18 protein-coding genes are annotated in these 15,739 nt (G+C 66.2%); 11 read left to right on the top strand and 7 right to left on the bottom strand.

Translation table 11 applies throughout. The features are described 5' to 3' along the window. The first annotated feature begins 169 nt into the window (after window positions 1–169). On the top strand, window positions 170–1,576 hold the full coding sequence (locus tag LL964_RS15075; protein WP_104587982.1) for a class II fumarate hydratase: 1,407 nt from the start codon (window positions 170–172) through the stop codon (window positions 1,574–1,576). Window positions 1,577–1,700: 124 nt separating this feature from the next. On the opposite strand, the gene LL964_RS15070 is transcribed toward LL964_RS15075, so the two are convergent. From LL964_RS15070 to LL964_RS15040, 7 genes are all read right to left on the bottom strand, one after another. After that, window positions 1,701–2,123, bottom strand: a complete 423-nt coding sequence (locus LL964_RS15070) for a hypothetical protein (RefSeq protein WP_167395371.1) — start codon at window positions 2,121–2,123, stop codon at window positions 1,701–1,703. A 283-nt stretch (window positions 2,124–2,406) separates the two neighbouring features. Next, window positions 2,407–2,943, bottom strand: a complete 537-nt coding sequence (locus tag LL964_RS15065; protein WP_208621458.1) for a DUF2884 family protein — start codon at window positions 2,941–2,943, stop codon at window positions 2,407–2,409. A 19-nt stretch (window positions 2,944–2,962) separates the two neighbouring features. Next, window positions 2,963–3,787, bottom strand: a complete 825-nt coding sequence (locus LL964_RS15060; protein WP_104587941.1) for a GIN domain-containing protein — start codon at window positions 3,785–3,787, stop codon at window positions 2,963–2,965. 12 nt (window positions 3,788–3,799) lie between these two features. After that, complete coding sequence (locus LL964_RS15055) at window positions 3,800–4,786, bottom strand: ABC transporter permease (protein WP_104587940.1); 987 nt, start codon at window positions 4,784–4,786, stop codon at window positions 3,800–3,802. Next, window positions 4,783–5,658: an ABC transporter ATP-binding protein gene (locus LL964_RS15050; protein WP_104587939.1), complete on the bottom strand. Its 876-nt coding sequence runs from the start codon at window positions 5,656–5,658 to the stop codon at window positions 4,783–4,785. Before LL964_RS15050 ends, LL964_RS15055 begins: the two co-directional genes overlap by 4 nt. Further along, on the bottom strand, window positions 5,655–6,017 hold the full coding sequence (locus LL964_RS15045) for a GntR family transcriptional regulator (RefSeq protein WP_104587938.1): 363 nt from the start codon (window positions 6,015–6,017) through the stop codon (window positions 5,655–5,657). The genes LL964_RS15050 and LL964_RS15045 overlap by 4 nt, the downstream gene beginning before the upstream one ends. 2 nt (window positions 6,018–6,019) lie before the next feature. Then, window positions 6,020–6,268, bottom strand: coding sequence for a hypothetical protein (locus LL964_RS15040; protein ID WP_104587937.1), 249 nt, complete (start codon window positions 6,266–6,268; stop codon window positions 6,020–6,022). Between the two features lie 136 nt (window positions 6,269–6,404). On the opposite strand from LL964_RS15040, the gene LL964_RS15035 reads away from it, so the two are divergent. From LL964_RS15035 to LL964_RS14990, 10 genes are all read left to right on the top strand, one after another. Then, the gene (locus LL964_RS15035; protein WP_104587936.1) at window positions 6,405–6,962 is read left to right on the top strand and encodes a glutathione peroxidase; all 558 of its coding nucleotides are present in this window, start codon (window positions 6,405–6,407) and stop codon (window positions 6,960–6,962) included. A gap of 89 nt (window positions 6,963–7,051) precedes the next feature. Further along, a complete protein-coding gene (locus LL964_RS15030) occupies window positions 7,052–8,023 on the top strand; it encodes an FKBP-type peptidyl-prolyl cis-trans isomerase (protein WP_146092389.1) in 972 nt (323 codons plus the stop codon). Window positions 8,024–8,047: 24 nt separating this feature from the next. Continuing rightward, a complete protein-coding gene (locus tag LL964_RS15025) occupies window positions 8,048–8,464 on the top strand; it encodes a hypothetical protein (protein ID WP_104587935.1) in 417 nt (138 codons plus the stop codon). Further along, window positions 8,457–8,693, top strand: coding sequence for a SlyX family protein (locus LL964_RS15020; protein ID WP_104587934.1), 237 nt, complete (start codon window positions 8,457–8,459; stop codon window positions 8,691–8,693). Before LL964_RS15025 ends, LL964_RS15020 begins: the two co-directional genes overlap by 8 nt. An 18-nt stretch (window positions 8,694–8,711) precedes the next feature. After that, window positions 8,712–9,422, top strand: coding sequence for a DUF2058 domain-containing protein (locus LL964_RS15015; protein WP_323132951.1), 711 nt, complete (start codon window positions 8,712–8,714; stop codon window positions 9,420–9,422). A 335-nt stretch (window positions 9,423–9,757) separates the two neighbouring features. Next, the gene (locus tag LL964_RS15010; RefSeq protein ID WP_104587932.1) at window positions 9,758–10,585 is read left to right on the top strand and encodes a transporter; all 828 of its coding nucleotides are present in this window, start codon (window positions 9,758–9,760) and stop codon (window positions 10,583–10,585) included. Between the two features lie 410 nt (window positions 10,586–10,995). Beyond that, window positions 10,996–12,126 carry a LacI family DNA-binding transcriptional regulator gene (locus tag LL964_RS15005; protein ID WP_228329463.1) on the top strand — a complete coding sequence of 377 codons (1,131 nt, stop codon included), beginning with the start codon at window positions 10,996–10,998 and terminating at the stop codon, window positions 12,124–12,126. Window positions 12,127–12,139: 13 nt separating this feature from the next. Next, complete coding sequence (gene fucP / locus LL964_RS15000) at window positions 12,140–13,450, top strand: L-fucose:H+ symporter permease (protein WP_104587931.1); 1,311 nt, start codon at window positions 12,140–12,142, stop codon at window positions 13,448–13,450. Further along, on the top strand, window positions 13,447–14,433 hold the full coding sequence (locus LL964_RS14995; protein ID WP_104587930.1) for a carbohydrate kinase family protein: 987 nt from the start codon (window positions 13,447–13,449) through the stop codon (window positions 14,431–14,433). Before fucP ends, LL964_RS14995 begins: the two co-directional genes overlap by 4 nt. Further along, on the top strand, window positions 14,430–15,635 hold the full coding sequence (locus tag LL964_RS14990; RefSeq protein ID WP_104587929.1) for an AGE family epimerase/isomerase: 1,206 nt from the start codon (window positions 14,430–14,432) through the stop codon (window positions 15,633–15,635). The genes LL964_RS14995 and LL964_RS14990 overlap by 4 nt, the downstream gene beginning before the upstream one ends. Window positions 15,636–15,739 lie beyond the last annotated feature (104 nt).

Below are 15,739 nucleotides of genomic sequence, written 5' to 3'. Positions count from 1 at the left end.
CCCATGGCGGCGTGGTACCTCGGAAAGAATGAACGGCCAGTCTAGCCCAGCTGATGCGACGACGTGGTCGCAACGCACCCACCGGGTATCGTAGGCGGCCACGCCAGCATGGGCACGCCCGCTGCCAGCCATTGCGTCACCACAACATCACCAATTGCGGAGAATGCAGATGAGCGAACGTTTCAGGACCGAACACGACAGCATGGGCGAGCTGCAGGTGCCTGCCGATGCGTTGTGGGGCGCGCAGACCCAACGCGCCGTACAGAATTTTCCGGTCTCCGGGCAGCCGATGCCGCGCGGTTTCATTCGTGCGCTGGGCTTGATCAAGGCCGCCGCCGCCGGTGTCAACGCCGATCTGGGGCTGCTGCCGAAAGCGATCGGCAAGACCGTGCAGGATGCTGCCTTGCAGGTGGCCGAGGGCACATACGATGCGCAGTTCCCGATCGACGTCTATCAGACCGGGTCGGGGACGTCGTCCAACATGAATGCCAACGAGGTGATCGCCACGCTGGCCACGCGTGCCGGCAAGACGGCGGTGCACCCCAACGATCACGTCAATCTGGGGCAGAGTTCCAACGACGTGGTGCCCACCGCGATCCGTGTCTCTGCCTTGCTGGCGGTGCAGGAGCATCTGCAGCCGGCGCTCAAGCATCTGCGCAAGACCATCGACAAGCGCGCCAAAGGGTTGGACAAGATCGTCAAGACCGGGCGTACCCATCTGATGGACGCGATGCCGCTGACCTTCGGGCAGGAATTCGGCGCCTGGTCTGCGCAGTTGAGTTCCGCGCAGGAACGCATCGACGATGCGCTCAAGCGCCTGCGCCGGTTGCCGTTGGGCGGTACCGCGATCGGTACCGGCATCAACGCCGATCCACGTTTCGGTAGCAAGGTGGCCAAGGCCTTGTCGAGCCTGAGCGGGGCCAGGTTCGAAAGCGCGGAGAACAAGTTCGAGGGCCTGGCCGCGCAGGACGATGCAGTGGAGTTGTCCGGCCAGCTCAACGCGCTGGCAGTGGCCCTGATCAAGATCGCAAATGATCTGCGCTGGATGAATGCCGGTCCGCTGGCCGGGCTGGGCGAGATCGAGTTGCCGGCGCTGCAGCCGGGTAGCTCGATCATGCCGGGCAAGGTCAATCCGGTGATCCCCGAGGCCACGGTGATGGCCTGCGCGCAGGTCATCGGCCACCACACCGCAATCACCGTGGCGGGACAGACCGGCAATTTCCAGTTGAACGTGACCCTGCCGTTGATCGCCTACAACCTGCTGGATTCGATCACGCTGCTGGGCAATGTGGCGCGGCTGCTGGCCGATAGCGCCATCGCGGGCTTGAAGGTGCGCCAGGAGCGCGTGCGCGAGGCGCTGGATCGCAATCCGATCCTGGTCACCGCGTTGAATCCCATCATCGGGTACGAAAAAGCGGCTGCGATCGCCAAGCGCGCCTACAAGGAGCAGCGCCCGGTGCTGGACGTTGCCAAGGAAGACAGCGGCCTGCCCGAAGCCGAACTGCGGCGGCTGCTGGATCCTGCAGCACTGGCGCGCGGCGGGATCCAGGCCGGCGGTGGGGGCAGCGGCGGCTGACCGCCGCCAGCCTGTTGCAATGGCAGCATCCGGCTGCCCGCCGAAGTGGCAATCCGGTGGCGCGGTGGGCGATGGGTGGATGCCCGTCGCCCCGGAACCGGCAATCGGTCTTCGACGGCGCGGCTCAGTGCCGCTCGGCCTGCACGTTGTCGAAGCTCTCGCGATACGGATGCAGCGAGGGGATCTCATCCAGCAATTCGCGACTGAGGCGCTGAATCTCCGGCGTGGCCGTCAGCTTGATGGATTTGTACTCCGGGTCCGGGCCGGCATCGTTGACCGCCTGCTGGCGCAGCATCTGCAGATGCCCGAACAGCAACTGCAGCTTGGCCCGGGTCGGTTCCTTCTGCGGCAGCGCGATGTCGTCGATCTTGAGCGTCCCGTCGGGCGTGATCTGTGCGTTGGCAGCCGGCGGGCGGCGGATCATCACCGACTGCGTGGTGACGGCAACCCGCGGCTTGCCGCGCTCGGCACGCCGGGCCGACTGGTCGCCGCAGGCGGCGAGGGTGCAAAGCAGCAGTGCCATGCAAAGCATCACGAACTTGTTCATGGGATCGGTGGGTCGAGGGGAGCGCACTAGTGTAATCCCGCCCGATTCACCGGCGCGGGTGCCATGGGCGAGCCGGAGGGCGACATGCTGTCGCAGACAGCGCCAACCGGCAGCTGCCGCCACACCTCGGTGATTGCGCCTCGGTGATTGCGCCGACGCTGTCGTCGGCGCGCCGATGTCTCCCTCCAGCAGGGCGCGCACGCACATAGGCGGCGCAATTGCGTGCCCCCAGCGGCAAGCCGATCCACAGCCGGATCTCAGAAACTGGAGCCTGCCATGGCATTCACTCGCGGCAGTCGGCCACGTCTTTCTGGGTGAGGTTGGCATACGGCCCGAACTCGGGCACTGCGCTTGCTGCGGTGTCCTGCGCGCCGCGCAGCTTTTCCAGCTGGTCGCAGATCAGCAAGGCCTTCTGCTTGAATGTCTCCGCTTCGGCTTCGATCTTGTCGCCGATCTGCTCTGCGTTGCCGCTGAGGACGCCCTTGAGCGCTTCGCCGGCGGCGTGCGCGCCGAATGCTGCGCCCTGCGTGCCGATGTCGATGCCTTTGGCCGCGACACCCTGGATCTGCACGTAGTACTCGCGCATCGCACGTCGCTGCGCCTCGCTCAGTTGCACCGGCTTGCCGTCGATACTGAGCGCGCCATCGGCGCTGATCGTCGCCGCAGCAAGGCCATCGCGTTTGAGCGTGACGCTCTTGCCGTTGAACGTCACGCCGCTTCCGCCATTCTGGCCGGAGACCACGACCTTGGGCTCGGATTTTCCGCAGCCCACCAGCAATGCGCTCGCCAACACCACAGAAACGAACAGTTTCATCAGCATTCCCCCCTCATGTGGAAAGTTACCTGTCTGTCGGCACGCGCGTGGCACCGGCGACATCGCTCACGTCGATATCGCCGCTGCCCTTGCGCGCGACGCTGAGGTCGCCGCCGACCTTGCGCACGTCCAGCGAGCCGGAACTGATCGCCTCGACCGTGACGCTTCCTTGTACGTCTGCAATCTCCACATCGCCAGAGCCGACCGTACCAACAGTGACATTGCCCGCCACCCCCTGCAGTTGGACGTCGCCCGAACCGACCGCGCCGATGTCCGCCGCGCCGCGTATCTGTCTGGCCTTCAGGTCGCCGGAGCCCACGCTCAGCACACGCAGCGATCCCACGTCTTGCAGCTCCACATCGCCGGAGCCGACCTTGGCGGTGACACGGCCCTTGCTGTGGCGGACCGCCACATCGCCCGAACCGACATCGGCGCTGACCGTCGCGGCGCCGTCGATCTCCGCATCACCGGAACCGACGTCGAGCTGCACCAACAACGCGTCGGGCACGCTTCCGCGCAGGTCCAGATACGCGTAGTGCTCGCCGATGGACATGCGCGGCAGGCGATCCGCGGCCAGGGTCACCACCAGCTTGTCGCCGACCCGCTTCTGGGTGACGTTCAGGCCCTTCAGCAGATCGGCCTTGGCGGCACAGGCGCGTCCGCTCAGGCGTCCGTTGTTGCCTGGCTGCGCCTGCAGCCGCAGATCGTTGGAATGGACCTCGAACAGCACCGATTTCACTCCTGCCAGTTGCAGGTCGAGCTGACGCGGCTCGGAAAACTTGCATTGTTCTTCGGCAAGGGCGGAGGCGGGCAGTGCGAGGGCAATGACCAGACTCAGTAGCACACGCATGATGGAACTCCCTCAGGCTTCGGAACGCCGGCGGCGCAGGTAGATGGAGGCGGCGATCAGGGCGGCGCCGATGGCGGCACCCACCCAGATATCCGGGTTGCCATAGACGCGTGAACTGTCGGTGTGCTGCAGCGCCCACTGCACCAGATCGCTGGGGTTCTGCATGGCGCTGCTGTCCAGGTTGCCGCTGACCGCGCGTGGCGACCAGGTACCGGGCAGGGCGCTGAGCAGGCCGCGGTAGGCGACGATGTACCAGATCCAGCCGATCGGCAGCGACACGCCGGGCATCGCCGAGAGAATGCTCAGCATCACGCAGGCCAGCAGCGGAAACAGGACTGCCCACAGGAATGGCTTGCTGTTGGCCCAGGCCGAGCAGAACATCAGCCAGCCCACAGTGGGCAGTGACCACAACAGGCTCATCGGCACTGTCTTGAGCAGCAGCCACAACAGCGCGAACGGGTGCGAGTGCGTGGCCATCGCCCAGGGGCTGGGCGCACCGGCGATCAGCGCGCCGCCAATGGCGATCAGCCACAACGCCAGGCCCACCACCAGGCCGATCGCGATGGCGATCAGCGGCGCCAGCAGCAGCGCCCAGGCCGCCTTGGACAGCACGGTCTGCGCATCCGAGACCGGCAACGATTTCCAGAACAGCACGCTGCGATCGCGGCGATCGTCGTACAGGCTCCCCAGCGAATAGAAGAACACCACGAAGGCGAGCACCACCGAGGCGATGCCGATGCCGCCCAGCAGCAGGCCGTCGCCGACCTGACCCAGGGTACGAGCGTACTCGGCCATGTCGCCGGGGTTCACGCTGTCGTTGACCAGATTGCGGCGTGCGGTGATCGCACCGATCACCGCGCCCAGCAGCGCGAAGAACACGGCAATGCCGCCGGTGATCACCTGCGCCCAGACGAAGCCGCCGCGGTTTTCCCAGTACTCGCGTCTGAGCAGCCAGCCGAAGGTACGGGCGGGAGATGCTTGGTGGGTCATGGCATTCATGCGTAGGTCCCCTTCATGACGGCAACGAACAGATCGGCCAGGCCGGGATTGCGGGTTTCTCCAAAGCGGGCGAGCTGATCCTTGGGGGTGCCATCGAACAGCATCACGGTCTTGCCGAAGGGCAGGGCGCGTTCGTCGATGGGCGCGAGCGCGCGGGCGGCATCCAGCTGCTCGGGGCCGACCAGGACTTCGGTGTAGCGCTGCGCCACATCCTCCATGTCGGCGGTCAGCACGACGCGGCCGTCGCGGATGAACATCACGTCGGTGAGGATGTGTTCGATCTCCTCGACCTGGTGGGTGGTGACGATGATGGTTTTCTGTTCGTCGAAGTAATCCTCCAGCAGGCGCTGGTAGAACTGCTTGCGGTAGAGGATGTCCAGGCCCAGGGTGGGTTCGTCCAGCACCAGGATGCGCGCATCGATGGCCATCACCAGCGCCAGATGCAGCTGCACGATCATGCCCTTGGACAGTTCGCGCACCCGCGACTTGCGGTTGAGCTGGGTATTGGCCAGAAAGCGCTCGCACTTGGCGCGATCGAAGCGCGGATGCACACCGGCGACGAAATCGATCGCCTCGCCCACCCGCAGCCAACGCGGCAGCACCGCCACATCGGCGATGAAACACACCTCGTTCATCAGCGCATTGCGCTGGGTCCGCGGATCCATGCCCAGCACGCGCAGCTCGCCGTCGAAATCGGTCAACCCCAGCACCGCCTTCAGGGCGGTGGTCTTGCCCGCACCGTTGGGCCCGATCAGCCCGACGATGCGGCCGGCGGCGATGGTGAAGCTGGTGTTGTCCAGCGCCTGTCGATGCTTGTAGGCCTTGCGCAGCCCGCGTGCCTCGACGACGTGGTCGGTGGAGACGGCAGTCATGATGTTTTCCCCTGTGGCAACAGATCGTCGATGGACAGGCCCAACCGCTGGATGCGCTCCAGCACGGCTGGCCATTCTTCATTCAAGAAACGCTCGCGTTCGCTTCCGCGCAGCTTCTGCGCGGCCTCCGGGGTCATGAACATGCCCAGGCCGCGGCGCTTTTCCACCAGGTTCTCGTCTGCCAGTTCCTGGTAGGCGCGCGAGACGGTGATCGGATTGAGTTGGTAGTCAGCGGCCACCTGCCGTACCGAAGGCAGGGCATCGCCAGGCTTGAGGACTCCATCGAGCATCATGGCAATGACCCGCTCCTTGAGTTGGCGATAGATGGGAGCGCCGTCGCTCCACTGGATGTCGTTCATGATCAGCTCCGTGGGCGCAGAACCTGCGCGAAGGAGAAATAGGGCATCGACAGCGAGGCGCGCGGATGCCGGCTGAGCCGGGGGCGTGCATCGGGGGGAGTTGTCGCGTTTTCCGTAACCGCCTCCGACACGCCATAATCGGCGCCGGACTCCGTGACCTGACTGGAAGCGGCTCCCAGACAACCAAGGGCGAACAGGGTGCTGCCGAACAGCAACAGCGGTACTGGTCGCGTGAAGCGTGTGCTGTTCATGCTTTCCCCCTGCGTTGGATGACTGGTGTTGTATTCAACTATAACACCGACACGCGGCGAGTCAACTGCCTGTCATACCCAACCGATGGCACCCCTGGCACGGGCTGGGTTGCCTGCTCACCCTGAAGGGATTGTCATGTCGACCAAACCTCTGTTGATGCTTGTTTTGATTGGTTTTTTTGCGGCATCGGCGGTCGCTGCGAATGCGCCGTTGCTGGATGTGGACTACCGCCCGCTGGCCGGCAAGCAGCCAATCAACCTGAACCGTAGCTATGGGGGCAAGGTGGTGCTGGTGGTCAACACCGCCAGCAAATGCGGCAACACCCCGCAATACGCGGGCCTGGAGGCCCTGAACCAGCGGTTCGGCAGCCGAGGCTTTGCCGTGCTCGGTTTCCCGTCCAATGACTTCCAGGGCCAGGAACCGGGATCCGAGCAGCAGATCCAGGAATTCTGCACGCTGACCTATGGGGTGAAGTTCCCCATGTTCGAAAAGGTGCATGTGCTGGGCAAGGACGCGACGCCGCTGTATCAGCGGTTGACGCAGGCGACCGGGGTGGCGCCGGACTGGAACTTCCACAAGTATCTGATCGGCCGCGATGGACGCGTGGCCGAGCAGTTCTCCAGCAAGATCAAACCGGACGATCCGCGCGTACTGGCGGCGATCGAACGCGCACTGCAGGCGCCGTCGCGCTGAGCGAGCGCTCGCAATGCCGCGCGCGCATGCGACAATGCGCGTTCAGCGCCGTGGGCGGCGTGTCTTTTCACTCTCGGGAAGTGCATCGAATGAAGATGGGAAAGCGCGGCGCGGCGGCGTCGCTATTGATGGTGGCAATGACGGCTTCGGTGCCGGCGATGTCGCAGCAACCGGCCGCAGCGGCCACCAAGGAGAAGCCAGTTTTGAATGCATCGTCTGAGAAGAGCACGCGCGAGAACGTCAGTTACGCCATCGGCATGGACGTGGCGCGCTCGTTCGAGCCGATCGCCCAGGACATCGATCTGAGCGCGATGCAGCGCGCCATCGAGAATGCGTTCAAGGGCGGCAAGCCGTTGTTGTCCGACGAGCAGACCCAGGCCACCGATACCGCCCTGCGCACCGCGCTGGCGGCGCGTAACGGCCAGCAGGTACCGGGCATGGCGCCGGGGTCGGCGCCGGCCGCGCCGTCCAAGGAAAATGTCGGCCTGATGCTTGGCGATCGTGCGGTCGGCCCGTCGCTGGCCGGCATCAAGGACGAGATCGACCTGTCGATCCTGATAGAGGCGGTGCGCACCGTCTTCGCCAAGGGCAGCACGCGTCTGACCCAGCAGGAAGCCGCTGCCACCATGCAGGCCTTCGCCGCTGCCAAGCAGGGTGCTGCCGGTGCCAAGAACCGCGAAGAAGGCAATGCTTTCCTGGCCAAGAACAAGACCGAGAAGGGCGTGATCACCACCGCGTCCGGCCTGCAGTACATGGTGCTGCGCCAGGGCAGCGGCGAACGCCCGATGCGCACCAACAAGGTCCGCGTGAACTACGAAGGCAAGCTGCTCAACGGGCAGGTGTTCGACAGCTCCTACCAGCGCGGCCAGCCGGCCGAGTTCGGCCTGGATCAGGTCATTCCCGGCTGGACCGAGGGTGTGGCGCTGATGCCGGTGGGCTCGAAGTACCGCTTCTGGATTCCGTCCAACCTCGCCTATGGCCCGAACGGGACGCAGGGTGGGCCGATCGGACCGGATGCCACCCTGACCTTCGATGTCGAATTGATGGGCATCCTTCCCTGATAGTTCGCGGGAGTCATTGCGTCCATGTGCGTTGCGATCCCAGGCGCCGGTTACGTGGGTCATGTCACCGGTACTTGCCTGGCGGACGTGAAGCATCGGATCGTCTGCGTGGGCATCGAACCGGTCGAGGTCGATGGCCTCGACCACCGGGTGGTCTCTCGGTCGCGTCCCCGGCCAGGCGTCGCTGCTGAAAGCCTGCCGTGTCTGCTGCCGGTGGCGATTCACCGACGCCGCAGCGGCGGCGGTCGCGCACGGCGGGATCACTTCACCGCCATGCGCACGCCGCCGGCCCTGGTCGGCGGCGCCGGGCTGCGGCATCTGATGGCGATGGCGCAAACCGCAGGTCGTCATGACGACGGTCCAGCGATCGTGGTCAGCGGGTCCGCCATGCCGGAACCGATCGCTTACCCCATCGGACGAGGTTCTTCGTTGTATGCATGAGCAACTCCCGCTGCACGACCGCGCACTGGAAGAGCGGTTGATCGAACTGGAAACGCGCCTTTCCTTTCAGGAGCAGGCGCTCAACGAGCTCAGCGAAGCGCTCGCGGACGCCCGGCTGACGGGCGCCCGCAATGCCGAACTGATCCGCCACCTGCTCGAGGATCTGGGCAAGGTGCGCTCCACGTTGTTTGCCGACGCGGCCGATGAACCGCCGCCTCCGCACTACTGATTGCAGATTGCCGCCGCCATGAGCGATACCTTACGTGACCAGTTGCTTGGCTTGGGCTTCAAGTCCTCGCCCAAGCCCGAACGCAAATCCGACGCACGGCCGAACGCGCGTGCACACGGGCAGGGCGGCAAGCCCGCGCCCGGCAACACGCCGGGTGGCCAGGGCAGGGGGCCGCAGCGGCCGCAGTCGGCCACGCCCACGGATGGCAGGCCTGCGCACAGGCGCGACGGGCGGCCGGGAGGACCGGCACGCCCGCAGCAGGCCGCTGCCGACCGACGTGGCCCGAAGCCGGCGCGCAGCCGCGAAGACATCGACCTGGCCAAGGCCTATGCGATCCGTGCGCAGCGCGAGAAGGACGAGCGTATCGAAGCCGAGCGCGTGAAGCAGGAAGAGGCACGCCTGCGCCGCGAGGCCAAGGCCAAGCTGGAAGAGCTGCTCAAGGACAAGGGGCTCAATCATGCCGATGCCGATATCGCCCGGCATTTCCCGTACGGCGGCAAGATCAAGCGCATCTACGTGACCGCCGATCAGCTCAAGGCGCTCAATGCCGGCGAGCTGGGCGTGCTGCAGCTCAACGGGCGTTACCTGCTGGTCACCGCCGAAGTACTGGCCGCGGCCGAGGCGGTGTTCGCTCCGTCGGTGGCGTTGAAGGTGGATCCGAATGCGCCCGCGGGCGATGATCCGTATGCAGATCCCAAGTATCAGGTTCCCGACGATCTGGTCTGGTAACCGGCGGCATTGGGCGGTGTCGTCCACGGACACCTGAGGGTGTCCATGCGTTGAACGGCAGCGACGGCGGCGGGCGTCGACATGCGCCTGTTCGTGGTAACACCCGACGTGCGCGCTGCAGGAGGATGCCGCGCGTGTCGTGCAGGTCGCCCAGTCGCCCTGGTCTGCCGGACGAGGCCCGGTCCAGGCGACGGAGGACCGGCAGGGCGTGCCCGAGTTGGAGCCTGGGCGGCAGGCGCGTTCCGGCCCCATCACGGCCCGCCCGGGTTGCGCCCCCGTTGTCGGTGGACGCGGCCGGGACTATGGTCTGCCGTGTTGCCGCCCACTTCCTGCCGATGGTGTCGCCCATGTCCATGTCAGTCGATTTCCCGTACGCCGTAACGGCGGCGTGCCGCCTGTGGCGCAAGCCCGCGCGGCCAGGCCGGATCCGGGCGGGGGCATTGTTGGCGCTGGGTCTTGTCAGCGGGCGGGTGGCGGCACAGGCCGACGAGCCACCCGCGTTCGATCGGCCGGGACTTCCGTTCGCGGCGCAGGTGCTGCAACCCGGTGCGTTCGCCTGGGAGCAGGGCTTGCCGGATGCGAGTACCGATCGTGCGGACGGGCAGCGCACGACCCAGTACACCGCCGATACCGTCCTGCGTCTGGGCCTGTCGCAGCATGTGGAATTGCAACTGGGTAGCGATAGCTACAACTGGCAACGCACGGCCGGCACGCGCGTGCGCGGAAGCGGCGACAGCCATGTCGGGCTGAAGGTCGCGCTGCCATCGCGCTGGGACAGTTTTCAATGGGCTGCGCTGGGCACCTATGGCATGCCCACCGGCAGGCGCGCTTTCAGCGACGGCTATGCGCACGAGCTTGGCGTGACGGCGTCCTGGGATCTGGCGCAGGCGCGCTCGCTGGCGCTGTACGTCAATTACGCGCGCAACGACGGCGGCCACACCTGGACCTTCGCGCCGAACTACACGTTTTTTTCGGGCGAACATTTCAGCAGCTATGTCGAAGCGGGCGTGGACACCGGCAGCGAGCATTCGCGGGTGGTGGGCGCCGGCGGCGCCTGGCAGCTGCCGCATGCCATGCAGCTGGATATCTCGGTGCTGCGCGGAGTGACGTCGGAGAGCCCGGACTGGCAAGGCGGGATCGGTTTGTCGATCGCCTTCCGGTAAGCGGGCATGCCCTGGTGGTGCGCAGGCTGGAACAGGCTTCACGACCGGTTGCATGACCGAGCATGGCGGCGCACCGGGAAAACGATAGGCTGCCGGCGATGGGGCGCAGCCGGGTGTTCTGACGTCCACGGGGGCGCTGCCGCAGCCGACCGACGACCGTGTGCGTGACGTCTGGATGAGGTGGCACCGCAGGAGCGGCAATGCTGCGTCCTCATGGTCCGGGGACAGGCGGTGCGAGGCTTGGGGGATTGGAAGTGGGACGACAGCCCGAAAGGCAGGGGCCACGTCAGCCCCGGATCGCGGCCCTATGTTGCGCTGCCGCATGCAAAGCCTGCGGGGAACGGGCTTAATTGGATCGATCCAATTCAAGTCCATTGCATGCGCGACGTTCATTCAGCAGGGCCGGTCGCTTGACGCGTTCCAGGCCGGCGCCCGCCATCCCTGAGCCGGTCGATGCGCGCCCGGCGCGGCGCGGTGCGGTGACGTTGCGCGATATCGCCGCGGCGCTCGGCGTCTCGCGCGCCACCGTGTCGCTGGTGTTGCGTGGCAGCCCGCTGGTGCATGCCACGACCCGCGCACGCGTGGAGGCCGAGCTCGATCGGCAGCATTACGTCTACAACCGTGCGGCAGCCAATCTGCGCCAGCGGACCTCGTCCAGCATCGCGCTGGTGATCAACGATCTGTCCAACCCGTTCTTTGCCGAGTTCGCGGCTGGCGTCGACGAGGCGCTGGGCGCGGCCGGGTATGTGACCCTGCTCGGCAGCACCGGCGAGTCGACGCAACGCCAGCAGGCGGTGCTGACCTCGCTGATGGAGCACACGCCGGCCGGCATCATCCTTTCGCCGGCAGAGGGCAGCCAGGCGCAGGGCCTGGCGCAGGTGTTCGGCCGCCAGCGCAACGTGGTGCTGTTCAACCGCGAAGTGGAAGGGGCGGACTGGGATCTGCTGGCGCTGGATAACGAGCAGGGCGCCTTGCTGGCCTGTACGCATCTGATCGCCCAGGGGCACCGGCAGATCGTGTTCTTCGGCGGTCACGCCGATTCCAGCTCCTGCCGGCAGCGCCGTGCCGGCTATGTGCGCGCGATGTCCGAGGCCGGGCTGGCCGTGCACTACGTCGAGTCGGCGCCCAATCGCCAGGATGCGGCGCTGTGTGGCGCAGCCATGCTCGACGGCGGCGCGCACGGCGTCACCGCAGCGGTCTGCTACAACGACAGCGTTGCGCTGGGCCTGATGGCGGCCCTGACGATGCGTGGCATCGTGCCCGGGCGCGACTTCGCGGTGACCGGCTTCGACGATATTGCCGAAGCCGCGTTGTTCACCCCCGCACTGACCACGCTGGCCGTCGACCCGCGCGCGCGCGGCCGGCAGGCCGCGCAACTGGTGCTGCAACGCATCGGCAGCCCCGAGCTGGTCGCACAACGGCTCACCGCCGCGGTCGCGTTGAAGGTGCGCGCCAGCAGCGCCTGCACCCCGCCATCGGCCGGTCCGCTTCCGCCGTCGCACTCCCCCTCCCGTTTTCCCACCAAGGCCTCCGGCCGCTGACCAGGCAACTCCTATGGTTTCCCTTTCCACGCAATCCACCGTGCCAAGCGGCAGCAAGGCGCCCGTCAACAACGGCGTCGCGTTGTCGGTGGTCACCACGATCTTCTTCATGTGGGGCTTTCTCACCTGCCTCAACGACATCCTGATTCCGCACCTGAAGTCGGTGTTCGAACTCAACTTCGCGCAGGCGATGCTGGTGCAGTTCACCTTCTTCGGCGCGTACTTCCTGATGTCGCTGCCGGCCGGTTGGCTGGTGAACCGGCTGGGTTACAAGCAGGGCATCGTGGCCGGGCTGGCGGTAGCGGCGGTCGGTGCGCTGGGTTTCTGGCCGGCAGCGGAATTGCGCGTCTACGGCGCGTTTCTCGGTGCGTTGTTCGTCCTGGCGACCGGCATCACCATCCTGCAGGTGGCGGCCAACCCCTATGTCGCCTTGCTCGGCCCCGAGCGCAGTGCATCGAGCCGACTGACCCTGGCGCAGGCGCTCAACTCGCTGGGCACGGCGATCGCGCCGCTGCTGGGTGGCTGGTTGATCCTGTCCAACACGGTGATGAGCAGCGACGCGCTCAAGGCGCTGCCGGAACCCGAGCAGCTTGCCTATCGCGTGCAGGAAGCGCAGGCGGTGCAGGGCCCGTACATCGGGCTGGGCGTCGTGCTGTTCCTGCTGGCGATCTTCGTATTCCTGTTCCGCCTTCCGGCGCTGACCGATGCCAGTGCGCTCAAGGACGAAAGCGCGCATACGCTGCGCGATGCACTGCGCCATCCGCATGTGCGCTTCGGTGTGCTGGCGATCTTCTTCTATGTCGGCGCGGAAGTGGCGATCGGCAGCCTGATGGTCAATTACTTCTCGTTGCCGCAGATCGGCGGTTTCACCGAGCGCGAGGCGACCAAGTACGTATCGGCGTACTGGACGCTGGCGATGATCGGCCGCTTCATCGGCTCGGCGCTGCTGGCCAAGCTGTCGCCGCGCATCCTGCTATCGGTGTTTGCCGCGATCAATGCGCTGTTGCTGGGCGCGACCATGGCCAGCGGCGGCATGCTGGCGGTGTACGCGCTGGTGGCGATCGGCCTGTTCAACTCCATCATGTTTCCGACCATTTTCACGCTGGGTATCGAGCGCCTGGGTCCGTTGACCGGCCGCGGCTCCAGTCTGCTGATCATGGCGATCGTCGGCGGCGCCATCGTGCCCTACCTGCAGGGCCTGCTGGCCGACAGCATTGGCCTGCACGAGTCGTTCGTGCTGCCACTGCTCTGCTATCTGTACATCGTGTTCTACGGCATCTGGGGTTCGCGCCTGCGTGGTGACCTGGCGGAGGCGCGCGCATGAGTGCCGTCAGGAACCAGGTGATCTGCTTCGGCGAAGCCCTGATCGACATGCTGGCCTTGCCGCAGGCCGCCGGCGACGATGCGCGCACCTTCGCGCAGTATGCCGGCGGCGCGCCGGCCAACGTGGCGGTGGCAGTGGCCAGACTCGGTGGCGCAGCGCATTTCGTCGGCATGCTCGGGCGCGACATGTTCGGCGATTTCCTGTTGCAGAGCCTGCAGCAGGCCGGCGTGGCCACCGATGGCATCGTGCGTACCGACCAGGCCAAGACCGCGCTGGCCTTCGTGGCGCTCGACGCCGCGGGCGAGCGCAGCTTCAGTTTCTACCGGCCACCGGCAGCCGACCTGCTGTTCCGCGCCGAACACTTCGCGGCCGGCGGCTTCGCGCAGGCAGCGGTGCTGCATGTGTGCTCCAACAGCATGACCGAGCCGGAGATCGCGCAATGCACGCTCGATGGCATGCGCCGCGCACGCGATGCCGGCGCCATGGTCAGCCTGGACCTCAACCTGCGTCCGATGCTGTGGCCGCAGCAGGTGGACCCGGCGCCGGTGCTATGGGAGGCGCTGGCCCTGGCCGATGTGGTCAAGCTTTCGCGCGAAGAACTCGACTACCTGGCCGGCAGCTTGAACGCCGATGCATCCGCGGTGACGCAGAAGCTTTGGCAGGGAAGGGCGAGCTGGCTGCTGGTCACCGATGGCGGTGGCCCGGTGCACTGGCAGACGCGTACCGACGCGGGCCAGGTGCCGACCTTCGACGTGCAGGTGCGCGACAGCACTGCGGCAGGCGACGCCTTCGTGGGCGGCCTGCTGTACCAACTGGCTGCGCGCGCGCTCCCGCTCGAGCGGCTGTGCGTCGATCCTGCGGCGATGGCCGAGGTGATTCGTTTCGCTGCTGCCGTTGGCGCATTGGCGGTCACGCGCAAGGGCGCGTTCGCCGCCATGCCCGGTATCGATGACGTCCATACCCTGATCCAGGAACAAGCATGAGCCCGTTGCCCGCATCCCCCACACCCGATTTCCGTTCGGCCGATGTCCTGCGTCAGCACATCGCAGACACCATGGCGTTCTACCACCCGCGCGCGATCGACCCTGCCGGCGGCTTCTTCCACTACTTCCGCGACGACGGCTCCGTGTACGACGCCGGCCACCGGCATCTGGTGAGCAGCACGCGCTTCGTCTTCAACTACGCGATGGCCTACCGCGAATTCGGCAATGCCGAGTACCTGGATGCGGTGCGCCACGGCCTGGATTACCTGCGCAACGTGCATCGTAACGCCGCCACCGGTGGCTATGCCTGGACCTTGCGCGATGGCGTGGTCGAAGACGACATGAACCACTGCTACGGCGTTGCGTTCGTGCTGCTCGCTTATTCGTGCGGACTGAAGGCCGGCATCGCCGAGGCGCGCGCATGGATGGACGAAACCTGGCAGCTGCTGGAGCGATACTTCTGGGAGCCGGAATTCGGCCTGTATCGCGACGAGGCCGACGCGCGGTTCAACTTCACCACGTATCGCGGCCAGAACGCCAACATGCACATGTGCGAGGCGATGATCGCCGCGTACGAGGCCAGTGGCGAGCAGCGCTATCTCGACCGCGCGCTGCAGCTGGCCGATCACATGACCCGGCGCCAGGCGGCCAAGGCCGATGGACTGGTGTGGGAGCATTACGACCCGCAGTGGAACATCGACTGGGACTACAACCGCGACAATCCCAAGCATCTGTTCCGGCCCTGGGGCTTCCAGCCAGGCCATCAGACCGAATGGGCCAAGCTGCTGATGCTGCTGGATCGCTATGCGCCGGCCGACTGGTTGTTGCCCACCGCCCGACACCTGTTCGATGTGGCGGTGGAGCGCTCGTGGGATGCACAGCGCGGCGGTCTGTACTACGGCTTCGCGCCGGATGGCCAGGTCTGCGACGACGACAAGTATTTCTGGGTGCAGGCCGAATCGCTGGCCGCCGCTGCCTTGCTCGCTCAACGCAGCGGCGATGCGCGCTATTGGCAGTGGTACGACAAGCTGTGGGACTACTCCTGGACACACATGATCGACCACCGTCATGGCGCGTGGTACCGCATTCTGGATGCGGACAACCGCAAGTACAGCGACGAAAAGAGCCCCGCCGGCAAGACCGATTACCACACCATGGGCGCGTGCTACGAAGTCTTGAACGTGTTGCGGCCGGTTGCTTGATGCTGGCGTGATCAAGGGCGCCGCCGCGCGATGCGTCGGTGGCGCCTAGGGGCGCACGCGGGTGCGATGAAGCTTTTCCGATAACGCCCGTCGCGCCGGGTGCG

Source organism: Xanthomonas melonis (assembly GCF_020783655.1).
In the GTDB taxonomy this organism is placed as follows: Bacteria; Pseudomonadota; Gammaproteobacteria; order Xanthomonadales; family Xanthomonadaceae; genus Xanthomonas; species Xanthomonas melonis.
This window is presented reverse-complemented; position numbering and strand designations above follow the sequence as displayed.

What these genes read in the sequence shown, in the direction of transcription:
- LL964_RS15015 (WP_323132951.1), top strand. Translation starts at nt 8,712, where the DNA reads ATGAGCGATACCTTACGTGACCAGTTGCTTGGCTTGGGCTTCAAGTCC.
- LL964_RS15035 (WP_104587936.1), top strand. Translation starts at nt 6,405, where the DNA reads ATGTCGACCAAACCTCTGTTGATGCTTGTTTTGATTGGTTTTTTTGCG.
- LL964_RS15010 (WP_104587932.1), top strand. Translation starts at nt 9,758, where the DNA reads ATGGTGTCGCCCATGTCCATGTCAGTCGATTTCCCGTACGCCGTAACG.
- LL964_RS15020 (WP_104587934.1), top strand. Translation starts at nt 8,457, where the DNA reads ATGCATGAGCAACTCCCGCTGCACGACCGCGCACTGGAAGAGCGGTTG.
- fucP (WP_104587931.1), top strand. Translation starts at nt 12,140, where the DNA reads ATGGTTTCCCTTTCCACGCAATCCACCGTGCCAAGCGGCAGCAAGGCG.
- LL964_RS15045 (WP_104587938.1), bottom strand. Translation starts at nt 6,017, where the DNA reads ATGAACGACATCCAGTGGAGCGACGGCGCTCCCATCTATCGCCAACTC.
- LL964_RS14990 (WP_104587929.1), top strand. Translation starts at nt 14,430, where the DNA reads ATGAGCCCGTTGCCCGCATCCCCCACACCCGATTTCCGTTCGGCCGAT.
- LL964_RS15070 (WP_167395371.1), bottom strand. Translation starts at nt 2,123, where the DNA reads ATGAACAAGTTCGTGATGCTTTGCATGGCACTGCTGCTTTGCACCCTC.
- LL964_RS15040 (WP_104587937.1), bottom strand. Translation starts at nt 6,268, where the DNA reads ATGAACAGCACACGCTTCACGCGACCAGTACCGCTGTTGCTGTTCGGC.
- LL964_RS15030 (WP_146092389.1), top strand. Translation starts at nt 7,052, where the DNA reads ATGAAGATGGGAAAGCGCGGCGCGGCGGCGTCGCTATTGATGGTGGCA.
- LL964_RS15055 (WP_104587940.1), bottom strand. Translation starts at nt 4,786, where the DNA reads ATGAATGCCATGACCCACCAAGCATCTCCCGCCCGTACCTTCGGCTGG.
- LL964_RS15065 (WP_208621458.1), bottom strand. Translation starts at nt 2,943, where the DNA reads ATGCTGATGAAACTGTTCGTTTCTGTGGTGTTGGCGAGCGCATTGCTG.
- LL964_RS15075 (WP_104587982.1), top strand. Translation starts at nt 170, where the DNA reads ATGAGCGAACGTTTCAGGACCGAACACGACAGCATGGGCGAGCTGCAG.
- LL964_RS15060 (WP_104587941.1), bottom strand. Translation starts at nt 3,787, where the DNA reads ATGCGTGTGCTACTGAGTCTGGTCATTGCCCTCGCACTGCCCGCCTCC.
- LL964_RS15050 (WP_104587939.1), bottom strand. Translation starts at nt 5,658, where the DNA reads ATGACTGCCGTCTCCACCGACCACGTCGTCGAGGCACGCGGGCTGCGC.
- LL964_RS14995 (WP_104587930.1), top strand. Translation starts at nt 13,447, where the DNA reads ATGAGTGCCGTCAGGAACCAGGTGATCTGCTTCGGCGAAGCCCTGATC.
- LL964_RS15025 (WP_104587935.1), top strand. Translation starts at nt 8,048, where the DNA reads ATGTGCGTTGCGATCCCAGGCGCCGGTTACGTGGGTCATGTCACCGGT.